This window comes from Marinicella pacifica (assembly GCF_014636635.1).
GTDB lineage: Bacteria > Pseudomonadota > Gammaproteobacteria > Xanthomonadales > Marinicellaceae > Marinicella > Marinicella pacifica.
Genome location: NZ_BMEO01000008.1, coordinates 74,352 through 93,925, shown reverse-complemented (window position 1 = coordinate 93,925; position 19,574 = coordinate 74,352). Strand labels below are relative to the sequence as shown.

At 43.9% G+C, this 19,574-nt stretch carries 7 protein-coding genes; 4 read left to right on the top strand and 3 right to left on the bottom strand.

Annotated features, from left to right (window positions below; translation table 11 throughout):
- Window positions 1-15 precede the first annotated feature (15 nt).
- From IEV16_RS09920 to IEV16_RS09910, 3 genes are all read left to right on the top strand, one after another.
- Window positions 16-3,906: an RHS repeat-associated core domain-containing protein gene (locus IEV16_RS09920; RefSeq protein ID WP_188365549.1), complete on the top strand. Its 3,891-nt coding sequence runs from the start codon at window positions 16-18 to the stop codon at window positions 3,904-3,906.
- Window positions 3,885-4,241 carry a hypothetical protein gene (locus IEV16_RS09915; protein ID WP_188365548.1) on the top strand — a complete coding sequence of 119 codons (357 nt, stop codon included), beginning with the start codon at window positions 3,885-3,887 and terminating at the stop codon, window positions 4,239-4,241. The genes IEV16_RS09920 and IEV16_RS09915 overlap by 22 nt, the downstream gene beginning before the upstream one ends.
- Before the next feature lie 416 nt (window positions 4,242-4,657).
- Window positions 4,658-9,112, top strand: a complete 4,455-nt coding sequence (locus tag IEV16_RS09910; protein WP_188365547.1) for a DUF11 domain-containing protein — start codon at window positions 4,658-4,660, stop codon at window positions 9,110-9,112.
- 69 nt (window positions 9,113-9,181) lie between these two features.
- On the opposite strand, the gene IEV16_RS09905 is transcribed toward IEV16_RS09910, so the two are convergent.
- The 3 genes from IEV16_RS09905 to IEV16_RS09895 are packed head-to-tail and all read right to left on the bottom strand — an operon-like array spanning window position 9,182 to window position 14,347.
- Window positions 9,182-9,772: an acyltransferase gene (locus IEV16_RS09905; protein WP_188365546.1), complete on the bottom strand. Its 591-nt coding sequence runs from the start codon at window positions 9,770-9,772 to the stop codon at window positions 9,182-9,184.
- A gap of 10 nt (window positions 9,773-9,782) precedes the next feature.
- Window positions 9,783-13,430: a methionine synthase gene (gene metH / locus IEV16_RS09900; RefSeq protein WP_188365545.1), complete on the bottom strand. Its 3,648-nt coding sequence runs from the start codon at window positions 13,428-13,430 to the stop codon at window positions 9,783-9,785.
- On the bottom strand, window positions 13,427-14,347 hold the full coding sequence (locus IEV16_RS09895) for an ArsR/SmtB family transcription factor (RefSeq protein WP_188365544.1): 921 nt from the start codon (window positions 14,345-14,347) through the stop codon (window positions 13,427-13,429). Before IEV16_RS09895 ends, metH begins: the two co-directional genes overlap by 4 nt.
- A gap of 277 nt (window positions 14,348-14,624) precedes the next feature.
- On the opposite strand from IEV16_RS09895, the gene IEV16_RS09890 reads away from it, so the two are divergent.
- The gene (locus IEV16_RS09890; protein WP_188365543.1) at window positions 14,625-19,541 is read left to right on the top strand and encodes an NAD-glutamate dehydrogenase; all 4,917 of its coding nucleotides are present in this window, start codon (window positions 14,625-14,627) and stop codon (window positions 19,539-19,541) included.
- The last annotated feature ends 33 nt before the right edge of the window (window positions 19,542-19,574 follow it).

The following is a 19,574-nucleotide window of genomic DNA, read 5'->3' as shown; positions in this document are numbered from 1 at the left end:
TTAATGGAAAAAACAATGAAATATTTTGGATATATCGCTTTATTACTGATATTTTCGATCAGCGCCTCAGCCAGTGTTGAACCTACTTCAGGTCGTTATGTAGAAACGGAAACAGATTTATCAATTCAGATTATTGGTGGCCCCTTGGTTTGGGAGCGCGAATATCGTGATCGGCAGTGGACATTCAATAAATCATGGTCATCATTGATTTTTGAACATGATGTCAGCTCCGGTGACGTTAAGCGCATTATCCGTGGCACTGATTCTTATACTAAATTAGACAGCGCCGGAACCCTGTTTAAATTTGGCCCCAGAATGCGTATTCGTAAAAACCCCGATGGGACCTGGACCTGGCAAGACCGGGATGGGCATCGCACAGAATATGCCGCTAACGGTAAAACCTTGAGTATGCACACCCAGGCAGGCACCTCTATGACTTTAATGTACAACGGTGATGATAAGTTATCAGGTGTTAAAGATGTTCATGATAATCAGGTATTGTGGATTGAATACGACTTGGTCACCGGGCAATTGGACACTGTAAGAGACTATGGGAATCGAGAAGTAAAATACACCTGGGAAGCCATTGGTTCGGGTAGCAAATATAAATTAACTAAAGTCACCGATGCGCGGGGTTACGATTGGCTCTATGATTACGCAACAACACCGGCCAAAGATGGCTATGTCAGCTTAATTAAAAAAACCGACCCCGAAGGCCGAGAAGTGCAAATTGCTTATACAGGTTCGGGCCGCGTAAAAAATATCACCAATGCTCTGGGACATATCACAAGCTATCAGTTTGATTACATTAAATCCCGCAAGGAATTCTATTTAAAGGTCAGTTACCCCGGCGGTCGGGTCACTGAAAAATGGTATAACCGCGAAGGCGAAGTTAAGCGCAGTGATGTCAATGGTATAAATTTATCAACCATCACCGAAGACCAACGCAAAGACATTTTAAAAAACACCTTTGGCCATACCACGGTTAAAGAATACGATGAGTTTAGAAATTTGTTGAAAACGACGTATCCCGATGGCTCATCCACCAGCGCCACCTATGATGTTTCTAATTCAAATGTCCTGACCCGCACCGATGAGCGTGGCACCGTGACTCAATATGAATACTTCCCAAATGGCCATTTGAAAACCCTGACCGAAGCCCTGGGAACAGATGTTGAGCGTTCAACGACTTATACCTATGACGTCTATGGCCAACTTAAAACCCTAACCCAGGTCGGTGATGCGGACACAGAAACCGCCATCACGCAGTACTTTTATGACGATTACGGCAATCTCATTAAACTCATTAATGCCGAAGGCCATGAAACTGAATACACCAGCCATGATTCCATGGGTAATGCATTAACCAAAATAGATGGTCGTGATAAAGAGTGGACTTATACCTACGATGCCCATGGCAACCTAACCAGCAGTACGAACCCACTTTCACACACCACCAGTTATGACTATGACAAGGTAGGGAATCAGGTTAAAACAACTTTTCCGGATACTCATTTTAGTCTACATGAGTATGATGAGTTAAATCGTCTGGTTAAGCAGACAGATGAGCTGGGTCACTTTATCACGTATGAATACGACCAGGCAGGCAATCAAATAAAGCAGACTGATAAGGCCCAAAGAACAACCACAAATACCTATGACTTACTGAATCGTCTGATTACAAGTACAGATGCAGTGGGTAATGTTACCACGTATCACTACCCGGATAGTAGTGGTTCAAACAATTCGAATATTTATCGTGCATATAAAATTGAATATCCGACTTTCTCCAGACAAATGACGTTTGATTTAAGAGGTAGGGCAACAGAACAAACCACAACATATCTAAGTGGCGGTGCGCAAAAATCAGAAACAAAGAAATTTAAGTTTGATATGACAGGTAATAAAACAGAAATTATTGATGCTGAACAGCGATCTGTTAAAAGTGAATATGATGAGCTCAATCAGCTCATAAAAACAATTGAACCTTATGGCATAGAAACTACTTTTACTTACGATAATCGTGGAAATATGCTTACTTTAACTGATGGAATGCAACAAACCCACACCTTCACATACAGTAAAATTAACCAAAATCTCACTGAATCAAGGCCTTTGGGTCAAACAGAAATCTATACCTATGATGCCAACGGCAATATAGCGACAAAAACCAATCCGCAAGGTCAATTAATTGAATACACCTATGATTATGCTAATCGTAATACCCAAACTGAGTTTCATACGGACGCAGGTACATTGGATGTAACGGTTAGTTATGGCTATAACAACAGAGGAAGTTTGGTAAGTTATAATGATGGCACATCTCAAGGTGTTATGACCTATGACTCTGCTCAGCAGAAGTTATCAGAAACCATTCAGTATGATGGTCAGTCATTTGGTCACAGTTACTCCTACCATCCTGATGGGGAAAAATCCACGTTTACCGGCATAGATGGTATCACCTACAGTTATTTTTATAATGAACTTGGTCTATTGAATAACGTTGTTATACCCAATGAAGGCAATATTACCTATCAGAATTTTAAATGGTCTCGACCACAAACTGTCAGCTATCCGGGCGGCAGCCAAAGAACCAATACTTACGATGGACTTCAGCGATTAAAATCCTTTACTGTTAAAAAACCCGATAATACGCCCATCATGACCTATGAATATACTTATACACCAGCAGGTAATATCAGCCACAAAAGCACTGAACATGGTGCTTATCAATATGGCTATGATGAATTAAATCGATTAACCAATGCAGATTACCCAGTACTCACGGATGAATCATTTACTTATGATGCCTTGGGTAATCGAAAAACAGATTCAAACACCGGTGTGACTGAATGGCTGTACAATCAGAACAACCAGTTGTTGAACTCAGTTAGCAGCCAATACGAGTACGATGCCAATGGCAACCAAACCATAGAAAAAGACCCACAAGGCCAAATCATCAGGCAATATATTTACAACACACAAAACCGATTAGGTGAAATCAAAGATGGTAGTAACCAAACCATAGCCAGTTATTATTACGATCCATTTGGGAGAAGGCTTTCTAAAACAGTCACCAATCCAGATCAAAGTACCACTAAAACCTATTTTCATTACAGTGATGAAGGCTACAGTGCTGAAATTACCGATGGTGAAATTATCAGCTATGTTTTTCATCCTCAAAGAACTTGGTCAACGAATCCTATTTTAAAAAAACAGAATAATACTTATTACTACTACCAAAACGACCATTTGGATACACCTCAGATTATTCATAATAACCAAGGAGAAGTGGTCAATGCCAAAGAAATGAAAGCCTTTGGGGGTTGGCAGACTACAGTTAGTATAATTGATGATGAGATGGGCTTTCCCGGACACTACTTAGACAATACAACCTTATATTTTTATAATTTGAATAGGAATTATTCGTCAAATACTGGAAGGTACATACAATCAGATCCTCTTAAAATAGAAGGTGGATTTAATATGTATGTTTATGCATTTTTAAATCCAAATGTGAATTTTGATCCATTGGGTTTATCTACTTTGGGCATAACCGCATGTGATGGTAAAGATAATTTGAAAATTTTTAATGATGATTATGAGTGCACCCGTAATTGCACACAAAAGCATGAAGAGGTTCATCTTAAGTGGCTTAAAAAATTTATAGCAACTGGAAATAGAGCTGATTGTAAGGGTGTGCCAGAAAGAAGCATGCCAAATTTTCACAGTTATGATCTTGCAGACTATTACATAGAAAAACAAGAAAATGAATGCAAAGCTGATAGAGTTTCTGCTGATTGTTTGCGCAAATTATTGGATGATTGTGAGTGCAAAGAACGAGCAAAGTCTCAATTAAAAGTAGTTGAAGAGAGGTTAAAACAATGCAAAAAAGTAGGGTACTGATTGTAGTTATTAGTGTACTAATTCTCCAAGGGGTTTTATTTGTAACACATGCTAATAATTCAAAAAACATCAAATCTATAAACAGAATATATATTGAGGTTATGGCAAGAAAAATATTTGCGGATGAAACGGGACATGAGGATTTTGTAGGTATTCACTGTTCTCCAGACAATGTGAAGAGTAGTTTGTGGGTTTGTAATATTTCTCAAATTGCTGAATCATTCGACGGTAAAACTTATCAGGTTCTTCCTCCTGGCTCTGGAGATTGGTTATTGTATTTAAATTATAAAATAAATACTTTCCGGTTAATTAAAACGCACCAAACTCAACCATGAAAGTTATATGTTGTATTGTTTTTATTTGTATGCTTAGTTCTTGTTCTTTAAAAAAAAATGAAGAGTTTAAAGGTGATATTTCATCTATGCATATGATTAAGATTGCGACAGAAATTATATCGATGGAATTATTAGATAGTCATTATTCGGTTCTGTTTTGTTCACCTAGCACTCAGGAAAGTATGTGGCATTGCTTTCTTATTCAATTGTCCGAACAAAAACAAAAAGCCCCTGTTTTGATAATAAATTTTGCAGATTCGAACTATAAGTTTGTTGACTATGTAAGACCAGAGGATAGGTGATTTTTATATAATTTATAAAGATTGTTTCATTAGCCAGAATGGCTGTGATTGTTTTTTTGATGGCAAGTAAATTAAGTAAGTATATTATTACTATAGAGAAAAAATAGAGTTATTATGAAAAGAATAGGATTACTAATATTGTTGTTAATGGCTCCATTAACTCTAATGGCAGAAACCATCTGTGCCATCGTCAAAATTGAAATCAGGCAGGAACTGTCTTTGGAGCGGCAAGCTTTTGATGCCAAGATGGTGATTACCAATGGTTTGGATCTGGCGGCTTTGGAGAACTTGTCGATTGATGTGTTGTTTCGGGATGCTGATGGTAATCCGGTTTTGGCGTCCAGTGATCAGAATAATACCCAGGCTTCTTTTTTTATTACCTTAGATCGCATGGAAGGTGTGAATGCGGTGGATGGCACCGGTGTGATTAATGCCGGTGAAGCGGCGGAAATTCATTGGTTGATTATTCCAGCGCCGGGTTCCGGTGGGGAGTTTCCTCAGGGTTTGCGTTATGGTGTAGCCGCCACGGTCAGCTATACCTATGGCGAGGAAAGCCAGGTGGTAAATGTTTCACCTGATTATATCCAGGTTAAACCAACGCCTTTATTGACGCTGGATTATTTTATTCCGAAAGATGTCTTTGGAGACGATCCGTTAACGCCTGAAGTCGAGGCGGTCACGCCTTTTGATTTGGGTTTGCGGATTTACAATGCCGGTTTTGGTGAAGCGAAGCAATTAAAAATTGAATCTGCTCAGCCGGAGATTATCGAAAACGAGCAGGGCTTATTAATTGATTTTACTTTATTGGGCAGTTCGCTGAATGATGCGTCGGTGACCAATTCTTTATTGGCTGATGTCGGTCTGCTGCCTGCGGGGCAATCGGCTGTGGTGAGCTGGCTGATGAGTACCTCACTGAATGGTGAGTTTATCAGTTTTGAGGCGGATTTTGTCCATGCCGATGAACTCGGTGGTGCCCTCACGTCTTTAATCGATTCGGTGAACACTCATTATCTGTTTCATCGGGTGGTGGTGGATTATCCCGGGCGGGATACAATATCTGACTTTTTGGCGCTTGATGGCAGTCAATATCGGGTTTATGAGTCATCCGGTACCCAAGCGGATGTTATTTCATTACCCTCTGGCATCGCCAATACCGGTGTCGTTAATGGTCAACAAACCTATGCCTTAACCCTATCGCCGACGGCCGGACCAATCGTTACCCAAGTTACCGATCCTTATCAGGGACAACCCCAAGTCATTACAGCCGTGCGTTCCGATGGTAAGGTTTTACCTGAGCGCAATGTCTGGCAATACAAAGAAGAAACTGATCCAGGTGTTTATGCGTACTATATTGCATTGTTCGATGTTGAAACCACAGGTGCGTATCAATTAATTATTAATGGCGGCGAACCCAATGAAGCGCCGGTTATTAACGTCAGCAGTCCACAAACTGGAGTCGCAGGTACGCCTTTATCTTTTGATATAGAAGTCACCGATGCCAATGCAGGTGATGTTCTTTCTTTAGTCTCTATTGGTGCGCCGGCGGCATCCAGTGTAGCCTTTGTTAGTGGTAGTACCTGGCGATTTTCCTGGTTTCCGGAATTGGCCGATATTGGCACACACCAATTTATACTGCGTGCCGATGACGGACAGGCGCAAACCGATGCCTCGGTGACTGTTGTGATTGAGGAACCTGATTTTATCGATACCGATGGGGATGGTATGGATGATGATTGGGAACGTGATCATTTCGGTGATTTGTCGCAAGATGCGGAGGGTGATTATGATCAAGACAGCGCCACTAATTTAGAAGAACACGATCATGGTGGCAATCCGATCGTAGAAGATCGGCCTTTACCGGCCACCATTCTGAATCCTGTTCGGGGTGCCATAATCAGCAGTCCGGGGAGCGAGTTTACGATTGTCAATGCACAAGCGGCTGTGGATGCGGCCCTTGTTTATGAATTTGAATTGTATGAATCAGAGTTGTCAGAAACGCCCTTAGCACAAGCAACGGTCAGTGAAACAGCCGTGCAAACCAGTTGGCAGCATGGCGTGACTTTAAATGAAAATTCAACGTATTTCTGGCGGGTTAGGCCATTCGATGGCGCCACACCGGGTTTATGGTCTTATGATTCATTTACCTTGAGTGCCACGGATGAACCACCCTATGGCTGTGCACTTGCGTTCCCGGATAACCAGGTCGTGACCAGCACACAACCGAGCTTATCTGTTATGGCAGCTCATGATGATGACAGTGATTCTTTAAAGTATCGCTTTCGGGTGTTCTCCGATGATTTAATGACGGAGCAAGCAGTTGATTCTGGCTGGTTATCCGAGGACGTTTTAGATACAAGCTATGACTTCCTGAAACAATGGCAGCCTTATGCCACATTTGAAAATTTAGATACTTATTATTGGCAGGTCAGTGTTAAAGACGATAGCACTGAAGTGGCTTGTGGTGACTCGGCCTTTACCGTTGATACGGCGTTAACCTTGCCTTATGGCTATGCTGTAGATTCACAATTAATGGATGCAGTGATCGGTACCGATATTGAGCTTATTATTCACCATGATAATACAGTGCCTTCAGAGCAGGATTATCTCTATGACATTCAAATTGATAAAACCCTCGATTTTAGCTCAACTGATTTTCAGGATATAACGGATCAGGTCGCTGACAGCAATCAGCAGATTAAATGGCAACTAAGCAATTTAGACGAAAACAGTGTCTATTATTGGCGAGCCAAAGCACGAATCAATACATTATCGGGTGACTGGGTGTATGGTCGTTTAACGGTTAGAACAGATACCTCAAGCCCGGTATTAGTGCAGTTAAATCCAAGTAACTTAAGCTGGGTTGATCATTTACGACCTGTACTGTCTTTTCAAGCCGATACCGGCGTTAAAAAAGTTAGTCACTATCTGGTGGAAGTATTTACCGATGAGGCAGCCACTCAATTATTACACAGCCTAACGACGGATCATACTGAAGTCGTTGTGCCGGAATTAACAGACAGAAACTATTATTACTGGAGAGTTACTTCGGTTTATGAAGACAGTTCTCAAGGCACACCATCACAATTGAGTCGTTTTTACACCATTAACAGTGGCGTAATTCATATCCCTGAATTTGAGTTTTTATCCTTACAACAAGCTGAACAAAACCAAGGTCTTAACTACACCATAGAGTGGGTTGATAGTTATGATGGCGGTAATGCTGATATCGAATTGTTTTATGACACGGATAACCAAGGTGAAGCTGGTATTCTGATTGCATCAGGTCTTTCTGAGGATGATTTTAATGATTCATATAATTGGGATTTAATGGGTGTCGGGGAGGGCAATTATTATTTATATGCCACCATCAGCGCCAATGGTCAAAGTGTGACAAGGTACTCACTGAATCCGCTGACACTGACTTATTATCAGGTGTCTTACCAGGCAGATACGCTGATTACAACGGAATCAGGTGATGTCGCAACATTATCGGTCACACTCAATAAACAGCCGACAGACTATGTTCGTGTTAAAGCACAGGTCTCGGATATCAGTGAAGCAGAAATTCTGCCAGCAGAATTGATTTTTACACCGACTAATTGGCAAACACCGCAAGACTTTGTTGTGCAGGGTATTGACGATGGTATTTATGACGGTGATGTGGCTTATCAGGTGGTTTTCGATAACGTTGAATCAGCTGATCCCCATTACCATGGCTTTACTCTTGATGCCATCGAATTAACCAATATCGGCGATGGTGTGTTCACCCCTGTGGTTGATATCGAGTTGCAAAAGAATTTATTAAGCTCATCACCTTTCCAGGTCGGTAACCAAATCCAGTACGAGCTTATTATCTCCAATCATGGCCCCAATGATGCCACCGGTATCGTTGTCAGCGACACCATGACAAACTTAACGCTGGTCAGTACCTCAGGCGCCAGCTGTCTGCCGGCTGATAGCTTTCCATGTACCATTGATGATTTGGCCAATGGCCAGTCTGTCACACTCAATGTCACCACCCAACTATCAGCAGCCGGTACCTTTGATAATGAGGCCTCAGCATTTGCAGCAGAAGATGATGCGGATGAAAGTAATAATACCGATAACACCGATAATGGTGGTGTCAGTGTAGGCCCCAATTTAGCGGTATCGATTAATGTCTGTGAACAAAATATTCAACCGGTTCAATCAGTGGTTTATCAGCTCGAAGTGAGTAACATCGGTGATTTGGATATAAATGCTGCGGCTTTAACAAGCACCACCTCAAGTCATCTGAACGTTCAATCATGGGAATGTAGCGCCATTAACGGTGCCAGCTGCGCTTCAGCCACCGGCAGTGGCAATATAAATACCAATGTTGATTTACCCATCGGTTCATCACTTGTGTATTTATTATTAACAGACATAAACGCCCAGGTCGGTGAGGTGATTAACCACTCAGCATCTATAGCCATGCCAACAGGTATTACAGACGTTGACCCAAGTGACAATAGTGCAAGTCAAAGTAATTTGATAACTGATATTATTTTCAAGCATGGTTTCGAATTAATGGTTAATCCATGTCAGTAGTATTATTTGTAAGATTCAGCGCCAAATAGATATTCGCTGTGTTTACTGTGATTCTAGTGTGAGAGCATTTTATTTTTTTATGGGTTTAAAGCTTGGCGCATCGAGATCTTGCTTTTGCTGGTTTTCATCGTTCAGGGGTTGGCAGGCGCGGAAGCTTTTGAGGCAGCGTTCGGTGAGGTTTTGGTAGACTTGGGTGCCGCGGGTTTTCCATTCGAGTTCATGGTCTTTAACAGCGCGTTTGACTTCAGCCGGGGAGCCGTGGATGATGCTGCGGTCGGGGGCTTTGAAACCGGGTTTAACATAACTTAATGCACCGATAATACATTCAGCGCCGATTTCGGCGTTATCCATAATCACGGTTTGAATACCGACCATGGTGTTTTCACCAATGACACAGCCGTGTAACACCGCACCGTGGCTGATGTGGCCGTTTTTGCAGATACGGGTTTCACCGCCCGGAAAGGAATGGGCAATGCAGCCGTCTTGCACGTTGACACCATCTTCAAGCACAATGCGACCGTAATCTCCACGCAAACTGGCATGGGGGCCGATGTAACAATTCTTGCCGATAATGACATGGCCGATAATGGACGCCGTTGGGTGTACAAAACTACTGTCATCGATAATCGGTCTAACACCGTCAATTTCGTAAAAACTCATATAATCACCTTTATCTTGATAAATTGGCTCTCAGTATTTTACGGGCTTTGTCCTCAGAAATCCCGGCTCTTTGCGCATAATCCCGGGCTTGGTCATCGTCAATTTTGCCGACCACGAAGTATTGTGAATCCGGGTGCGCGTAATAAAAACCACTGACCGAGGAGGCCGGATACATGGCATAGCCTTCAGTAAGTTCGATGGCGGTGTGTTGGCTGACTTCGAGCAAATCAAAAAGCACATCTTTTTGTGGATGATTGGGGCAGGCGGGATAACCCGGTGCCGGTCGGATGCCCCGGTACTTTTCATCTATCAGGTCTTGGTTGTCTAAATCCTCATCGGCGGCGTAGCCCCAATAGCGGGTGCGTACCTGATGATGCATGTATTCAGCGTAACTTTCAGCCAGACGATCGGCCAGGGCTTTCAGTAAGATGGCTTTATAGTCGTCATTATCGGCTTTAAAACGCTCAATATGCGGTTCAATGCCGACTCCGGCGGTGACTGCAAAGGCGCCGATATAATCTTGCACGCCACTGTCTTTGGGGGCGATAAAATCGCTTAAGCACAAGTTGGCTTTGGGTTTGTCGGCTTGTTGGCGCAGGTTCAAAAGCCGATGGCTTTGTTTTTGATGTTCGATGATAACATCATCACCGTCTCGGTACGCCGGGAAAAAACCAATCACGGCTTCTAAAGACAGCCACTTGTGATCGATGATTTGTTGCAGCATGGTTTGTGCGTCCCGGAACAACTCACGGGCACTTTCACCCACCAGTTCATCGTCTAAAATGGCCGGGTATTTGCCGTGTAATTCCCAGGCCTGAAAAAACGGTGTCCAGTCAATAAAGGGTTTTAAATCCTCGATGGGCGTGTTTTTGATGACTTTAATGCCGGTGAAGCTCGGTTTCGGTGGTTGGTAGTGAGTCCAATCCAGTTGTAAGGCATTATCACGGGCGGCTTGTAAAGAAATCAGTTTTTTATGTTGATCCCGGTTTTTACGTCGTTCCCTGAGTTCTTCGTACTGGTTTTTTATGTCCTGACAGAAATCATTTCGGTCTTTTTCAGACAATAATTTTTGGACCACATTAACTGCGCGGGAAGCGTCTTTGACCCACACCGTGGCGTGCTCATAACCCGGTTCGATTTTTATCGCGGTGTGGGTGCGTGAGGTGGTGGCACCGCCAATCATCAGGGGTAAGCTCATGCCGCGTTCCTGCATCAGTTCAGCCACATAGCACATTTCATCCAATGAGGGTGTGATCAGGCCGGAAAGGCCCACAATGTCGGCATTCTGTTCAATCGCGGTGTCGAGGATTTTCTGGGCCGGCACCATCACACCAAGATCAATGATTTCGTAGTTATTACAGCCCAGCACCACGCCGACAATATTTTTTCCGATGTCATGGACATCGCCTTTGACCGTGGCCAACACCACTTTGCCTTTGGTTTGTTGGCGGCCTTTTTTGGCTTCGATAAAAGGTGTCAGATAAGCCACCGCTTTTTTCATTACCCGCGCGGATTTCACCACTTGTGGCAGAAACATTTTGCCGGCACCAAATAAATCACCGACCACATTCATACCATCCATCAGCGGCCCCTCAATCACCTCCAGCGGTTCATCCAGCGCTTTCCTGGCTTGCTCCGCATCCTGTTCAATATAATCACTGATACCGTGTACCAGGGAATGACTGATGCGTTCATTAATCGGTAAATCACGCCAGGCATTTTTGTCACTGTCATCGGTTTGGCTTTTTTGCAATTCTTCCGCCAACACCATCAAATCTTCGGTGGCATCAGGGTCACGGTTAAACAACAGGTCTTCAATTTTATCCCGAATATGTGTCGGAATATCATCGTAAACGGTCAGTTGCCCCGCATTAACAATGCCCATGTCCATGCCGGCCTTGATGGCATGGTATAAAAACACCGAATGAATCGCTTCACGCAGCGGATTATTGCCCCGGAAAGAAAAAGAAATATTGGACACACCGCCGGAAACATGCACATGCGGCAGGTTTTTTTTAATCCAGCGGGTGGCTTCGATAAAATCCACACCATAATTATTGTGCTCGGCAATCCCGGTGCCGATGGCAAAGATATTGGGGTCAAAAATAATGTCTTCCGGCGGGAAATTAATTTCTTGTGTCAGTAAATCATAACAACGCTGACAAATTTCTATGCGCCGCTGCAGATTATCGGCTTGACCTTGTTCATCAAACGCCATGACAATCACCGCTGCGCCATATTTCATGGCCAGGCGGGCATGCTGTAAAAACTCTTCTTCGCCTTCTTTGAGGCTGATGGAATTGATAACGCCTTTGCCCTGAATCAGTTGTAAGCCGGTTTCCAGTACGCTCCATTTTGAAGAATCGAGCATAATGGGGACTTTTGAAATGTTGGGTTCTGAGGCGATCAATTTCAAAAATGTCGCCATCACTTCTTCAGAATCCAGTAGTCCCTCATCCATATTGATATCAATAATCTGGGCACCGTTATCCACCTGTTGTTGGGCCACCTCCACCGCTTCGCTGAGTTTATCCTCTTTAATCAGGCGTTTAAATTTGGCTGAACCGGTGACATTGGTGCGTTCACCAACATTGATAAAATTAATATTGGGTGTGATGGTGAGTGGTTCTAAACCTGATAAGCGACACATTGGTTTAAATTGGGGGAGGGGACGGCCATTATTTTTAAGTGGTAACGCTACCATGGCCGCAATGTGCTCAGGTGTTGTGCCACAACAGCCGCCCATGATATTGATATGTCGGCGGTCAATCATGTGCTTTAAAATCGTGGCCATCTGCTCAGGACTCTGGTCATACTCACCCAGTTCATTGGGCAGACCGGCATTCGGGTGGACGCTGACATAACATTCGCAGATATCATTCAGTTCTTTGATATAGGGAATCAGATCATCCGCGCCCAGCGCACAGTTCAGGCCGATACTGAACGGTTTGGCGTGGCGTATGGCATGGTAAAAGGCGGTCAGGGTTTGACCGGATAAAGTCCGGCCACTGGCATCAACAATGGTGCCTGAAATCATCAGTGGTACGTCAATCTGGCGCTCATCTAATCGGGTTTGGATGGCAAACAAACAGGCTTTGGCATTCAGCGTGTCGAAAATGGTTTCTACCATCAAAATGTCTGCACCACCATCTAACAGACCATTCACCGCTTCACTATAGGCATCGGTGAGCTCTTGAAAAGTCACATTACGAAATTCAGGCCGATTAATATCCGGTGAAATGGATGCGGTGCGGTTGGTGGGGCCAAGAACACCCACCACCCAACGTGGTTTGTCTGCTGTGCTGTATTGATCACAGGCTTGTTTAGCCAACTCGGCGGCGGCCTTGTTAATGGCATAGCTGTAATCTTCAGTACCGTAATCGGCTTGTGCGATGCGAGTGGCGTTAAAGGTGTTTGTTTCAATTAAATCACTGCCGGCCGCCAGATTTTGCTCGTGCAAATTACGGATTAAATCGCCTTGGGTCAGGGATAAAATATCGTTGTTACCTTTTAAATCAGTGCTGTGCTCTTTAAACAGGGTCCCGCGAAAATCAGATTCAGTGAGTTTTAATTGCTGAATCATGGTGCCCATGGCGGAATCCAGTAACAGAATTCGTTCATTAACGGCTTTGGTGAGGGCTTGACGAATGCTGCTCATTTAACGGCCTCGGCGGTGATGATTTCAAAATGGGGTAAACGTTGTTCCTGTGAAGTAATGCGGGCTTCTGCTGACTGACAATTTTGCTTTAAAAAGTAGTTTTCTATGGTGCTTGGTTTGAACCCCATATGAATGTGGCCGTATTCCTTTTTAACATGACGGTGAGCGTGTTTATTTAAGGTAGCCAGTATAATGCGACCGCCGGGTTGGGTGACCCGAACCGCTTCAGATATGGTTTTTTTGGGGTCTTCGGCATAAGTCAATACCTGTAACAGCAACACACAATCAAATTGATTGTCCTGAAACGGCAGATCATGCATGTCGGCTTCTGAAAATTGAACATTGTTTAAATGTTGTAAGCGGTTTTGTGCCGCCTGCATGGCTTTGTGGTTATTATCAACACAGGTGTATTCTTGGCACTGCGGTGCCATGAGTTCAGCCAGCACACCGTCACCGGAACCAATGTCCAGTACTTTATTCAGCTGAATCATGCGGGCAATTAAGCGGGTGGTGGCTTCCCAGGTGCGGCCCGGAGAATAATGTCGCTCCATGTCACCGGCGACACTGTCCACCCATTGATTGCTTTTGGCTTTCTGGTTTAAAACCTGATCGAGTCGTCTTAAATCTTGTTTGATTAAAGCATGGTCACGGTAATGAGCGATCAGTAAGTTTAAAAAATCGGGGTGACGCGCATCAAAAGTGCCGTTGTTTATGCGGTAATAGGCGAACACACCTTGTTTACGCACAATCACCAAATCACTCTGACGCAATAAAGATAAATGGGTGGATACCCTTGGCTGCGGCATTTGCGTTATTTCTGCCATTTCTGCCACAGTCAGTTCGTTGTCCTGCAACAGCAATAACAAGCGAATCCGTGATTCATCGGACAGTAGTTTAAATAATTCGTTGAGTTCCATATATCTTTATATACGAATAAAGGGATATGATGGATTTTAGTGGGATTTGTTTAAATTACAAGCCTAAATTTTGGTGATTTTCTGTCAATGGTTAATCCGCGTGGTTTGTCGGATATCAAACAACCATTAAATAGCGCTTTTCAACCTACCTTTTCATTGGTTAAAAAGTTACAATTCGGTAAGTTATTTCAGTCCTGTTACGCAGACTGAATCGTTGATTTTTTTAATTAAACGTGATGCCGACTATTCACTATATTCGGACACAGGAAAGATATATATGCATTCTTTATTGACTTCTGAGCATAAAAAATTCATCAAGAAATTTGCCGCCCACATCAGAAAAAACAAATACCCCTACGCCCAAAGTGCTGAGCAACTGGCGAAACAATTGTTTACCCACATGACCATGGAAGAAGTCACTTCACATGATATTGACTATTGGGTTGAAGTGATGACCCGCATGATTGGCATTATGAGCGAATCAAGCCTGAAAAAACCGGTGATTGAAGTCACCCATCTGGCCGATGACCCGACGGTTTCGCATATATTTTTGGTCAATGACAACATTCCATTCCTGGTGGATTCAGCGACCATGGCCTGTGCAGAGTTTGGACTTGAGGTAAAATTGATTTCACACCCGATTATTCAAATCGAAGGTCGGGATAAAGACCGGGTATTGATTGATAAACCTAAAAATAAAAATGTACAGCTTAAATCATTAATTTATATTGAGGTTTCAAGAATTGATGATGACAATGAAAGACAGCAGTTGCAGGATTATCTCAACCGGGTTTTTGGTCAAATTCGCTGTGCAGTGGCGGATTGGAAGCCGATGCTGTCACAATTGGAAACTGCGCAATCAAAACTCGGTGATTTGGGAGATAGCGGTACCCGCAAAGCCCAGCAAAAATTTATCGCATGGTTGGCGGCTGATAATTTCACCTTTCTCGGCTACCGCCACTATGAAAAGAAAAAAGATTATTTGGTGGCTGATAAACAATCCGGTTTGGGTCTGTTGCGGCCTGAACTGGATGCCGATAAGAATGATGCCAGTCAAATAAAAGTCAGTGATTATAAAGTCAAAAAACAATCTGACCTGGTGGTATTAACCAAAGTCAATAAACTATCAAAAATTCACCGCAAAGGTAACCTGGACTATATTGGCGTGCTGGAAACCAATGCCGACGGCGATGTGGTGGCCGAGCACCGTTTTATAGGTTTGTTCACTTCACAAGCCACCAATACCAGCCCCGCTGAAATTCCTTACATCAAAACCAAAATCAAACAACTGATTAAGCAATTTGATTTTGAAGCCAATTCCCATTCCGAAAAAATGTTGATACATATCATTGACAGCTTTCCACGGGATGAGGTGATGCAAAGTAATACCAAAGAATTGTTCTATGCCATTTATCAGTCGCTGGCTATACAGGAAAAGGTGACCACCCAGGTGATTGCCCGGGTGGATAAATTTGGTCGATACGCTTCTTTTATGATTTATGTGCCGCGGGATTTGTTTAACACCAAAGTGCGGCATAAAATTCAGGATCTGGTGACGCGTGCGGTGGACGGCGTTGAAGTGGAATATGCTGTTTCGATTGATGATTCCCATTATGCCCGCCTGTATCTGGTGATTCGAGATGTTCAACAATTTGACGATACTTTGCTGGCTCAATTAAAACAGGATGTTATCGAAGAAGTCAAAACCTGGGAAGATCAACTGCGCATGGTATTGATTGAACGGTTTGGGATGGAGCAGGCCCAAAATTTAATCAGTAAATTTAAAGGCGCATTTCCCGTGGCTTACACGGAAGATGTCAGCCCACGGGTGGCCTCATACGATGTTGAACATGCCAATAAACTGGAGAATGATGAGGATTTGCGTGTCAGCCTCTATATGCCCCGGGTTAAACATCAGGGTGAATTTCGGTTTAAGGTGTTTCGCTTTAATAAAACCATGCCCTTAAGTGAAGTGTTGCCTGATCTTGAAAATTTAGGTTTGCAGGTGGTCAGTGAACGGCCTTATGAGTGGCGTCTTGCTGATGGCCGTGTCATTTGGGTGCAGGATTTTGACTTAAACCTGGCTTCCGGCGCCGCTTTAAAATTAGAGCTGGTGCGGGAACGCTTTCACAGCACCTTTGCTAAAGTGTCACGCAATCAACTGAGTTCTAATCCGTTGAATAAATTGGTTATCTTGGGTGGCCTAAACTGGCGTCAAATCTATTTTATTAATGGGCTGGTTAAATACTTGTTACAAACCGGCTTACCATACAGTCGAGATTACATTGTCAAAGCGTTGGTTAATCAGCCGCACATCAGTCGCTGGCTGGTGGAGTTGTTCACGATTCGATTAAGTCCTGCGCTGGATCAGCTGGATGCTGCCGAAATCCGGGAATATTTTAAGGTCTTTAAACAAAAATTCGGTGATCAATTAAATCATCTGAATATTAAATTAAATGACAACCAGCAGGCCTGTGTGGATAAATATTTCCGCAGCCGAAAATTAGACCGTGAGAGTCTTGCCGATAAGGTGGAAAAAGCCATTAACGCGTTGTTGGTGAGTGTTAAATCTCAGGATGAAGACCGGATTATTCGCTATGTCATGGAGACCATTCGGGCCATTTTGCGCACCAATTTTTTCCAAAAAGATGACACGGATCAGTTTAAGCCGGCGATGAGTATCAAAATAAATTCTGCCGCCATTTCTTTCTTACCCAAACCGGTACCGTTCCGTGAAATCTTTGTTTATTCTCCGGATGTGGAAGCCATTCATTTGCGGATGGGTGAAGTGGCTCGCGGTGGTTTGCGCTGGTCTGATCGCTATGAAGATTTCAGAACCGAAGTGTTGGGGTTGACCAAAGCACAACATGTTAAAAATTCGATTATTGTACCGGTGGGCTCGAAAGGCGGTTTTGTGGTGAAAAACCTGCCGCAGGGTGACCGGGACACCGTGATGGCAGAAGTGAAGCGCTGTTACCAGATTTTTATCGGCTCGATGCTGGACATCACCGATAACATTGTCAACGAGAAAGTGGCCCATCCGGATAATGTGGTGCGTTATGACGGTGATGATCCGTATTTGGTGGTGGCGGCGGACAAAGGCACGGCCACCTTTTCGGATATCGCCAACGCCATTTCCACGGAACGTGGTTTTTGGCTGGGCGATGCCTTTGCCTCAGGCGGCTCAGCCGGTTATGACCACAAAGGCATGGGCATAACTGCACGCGGTGCCTGGGAATCGGTGAAACGTCATTTTAGAGAAATGGGCATCGATTCCCAAAAGCAGGACTTTTCAGTGGTCGGTATCGGCGATATGGGTGGTGATGTGTTTGGTAACGGTATGTTGTTATCAAAACACATTTGTCTGAAAGCGGCTTTCAACCACATGCATATATTCCTTGACCCCAACCCCGATTCAGCCAGTTCCTGGAAAGAGCGTAAACGCTTGTTTGAAATGCCGCGCTCCACCTGGGATGATTATGATAAAAAACTGATTTCCAAAGGCGGCGGTGTTTATTCGCGGTTTGATAAAGCGATTCCTTTGTCCACTGAAGTCAAAGAATGGCTTAAGTTAAAACAAGATGATATCGCGCCGCAGGAGTTGATTAAAAAACTGTTGCAATCAGAGGTGGATCTTATCTGGAACGGCGGCATCGGCACCTATGTGAAAAGCAGTGAAGAGACCCATGCTGATGTGGGTGACAGTGCCAACAACATTTTACGGGTGAATGGTGCTGAATTGCGATGTCGGGTGTTTGGTGAAGGTGGCAATCTTGGCATGACCCAGCGCGGTCGGATTGAATATGCCAAAACCGGTGGCCGTTGCAATGCCGACTTTATCGATAATTCTGCCGGCGTGGATTGCTCTGACCATGAGGTCAACATCAAGATTTTATTGCAACAGATTATGAAAGATGGCGGCATGGACCTGGCGGCGCGCAATGATCTTTTGAAAGACATGACCGATGAAGTGTCCCGTTTGGTGCTCACCAATAATTATCGGCAGAACAAAATCCTGTCTTTCATGCTGCATGTCAGTGCCGAGCGCATCGGGGCCAAAGCCCACCTGATTAAGACCCTGGAAAATAAAGGTCTTTTAGACCGGGAAATTGAATATTTACCTTCAGAAGCGGCGTTAAAGACCCGCCAGCAAAATGGCGAAGGTCTGTACAGTCCTGAATTGTGTGTGGTGTTATCCTATTCCAAAATTGATTTATACAAGCAATTGTTGGCATCTGAGGTTCTGGATGATCCCTGGTTGGCTGATGTGATGGTGCATTATTTTCCCAAACAATTACAATCAGTGGATGCCAAATACCTGCAAAACCACCAGCTGAAACGAGAAATCATCGGCACTGTTTTAACCAGTCAAATCATTGATCGCATGGGTGCCACATTTATGATGCGCATGAATGAAGACACCGGGGCGGATGTCAGTGCCATTGCGTTGGCTTACTTTTTGGTGGTGGAATTGTTTGATTTAAATAATCTTTGGCAAGCGCTTGATGATCATGACAGTGTGGTCAGCGCAGAAGAGCAGTTAAAAGCCCTGAAAGCCATCTGGTCATTTGTTCGGCAGTCAGTTCGTTGGGTATTGAATAACATCGGTCACAGTCTGGATTTACAAGCTCAGTTAGAACAACTGCAATCAGGTGTGAATCAATTTGTGACAAATTTTGATCAACATATCACCCCTGCGGATGTGCAGTTGTATCAGCGTGAGAAGAAAAATTTAACGGACAACGGCTTTCATAAAAACATCGCGCAGCAATTGGCCGCATTGCCCTATATCAAAGCCGCGCTGGATGTGGTGAAAGTGGCCAATGACGAACAGGTGACGGTGAAAAGTGCCGCTGACATGTTTTTCCCGCTGGGCCAATACCTGAATTTAGTGTGGCTTAACAGCATGGTGGAAAAATTGCCGGTGGACAGCCATTGGCATGTGCATGCCCGCGGTGATTTGCGCGACGATCTGAGTGAACACCATGCGCAATTGACTGCCGCGCTGATACGTCGCTATGGCACCAAAAAATCAGCACAAACGGTGATGGATCAGTGGCTGCATGATCAGCAAAAAATGGTCAATAACATGAAGCAACTCATGACCAACATTAAAAGCGACAAACAGGCTGACTATGCCACCGTTATGGTGGCGGTTAATTCCTTGAGTAATTTGGTGTCAGCCACCCGCTAAGCAATTTGTGTACGCAAAAAAAGCAGTCTGTGA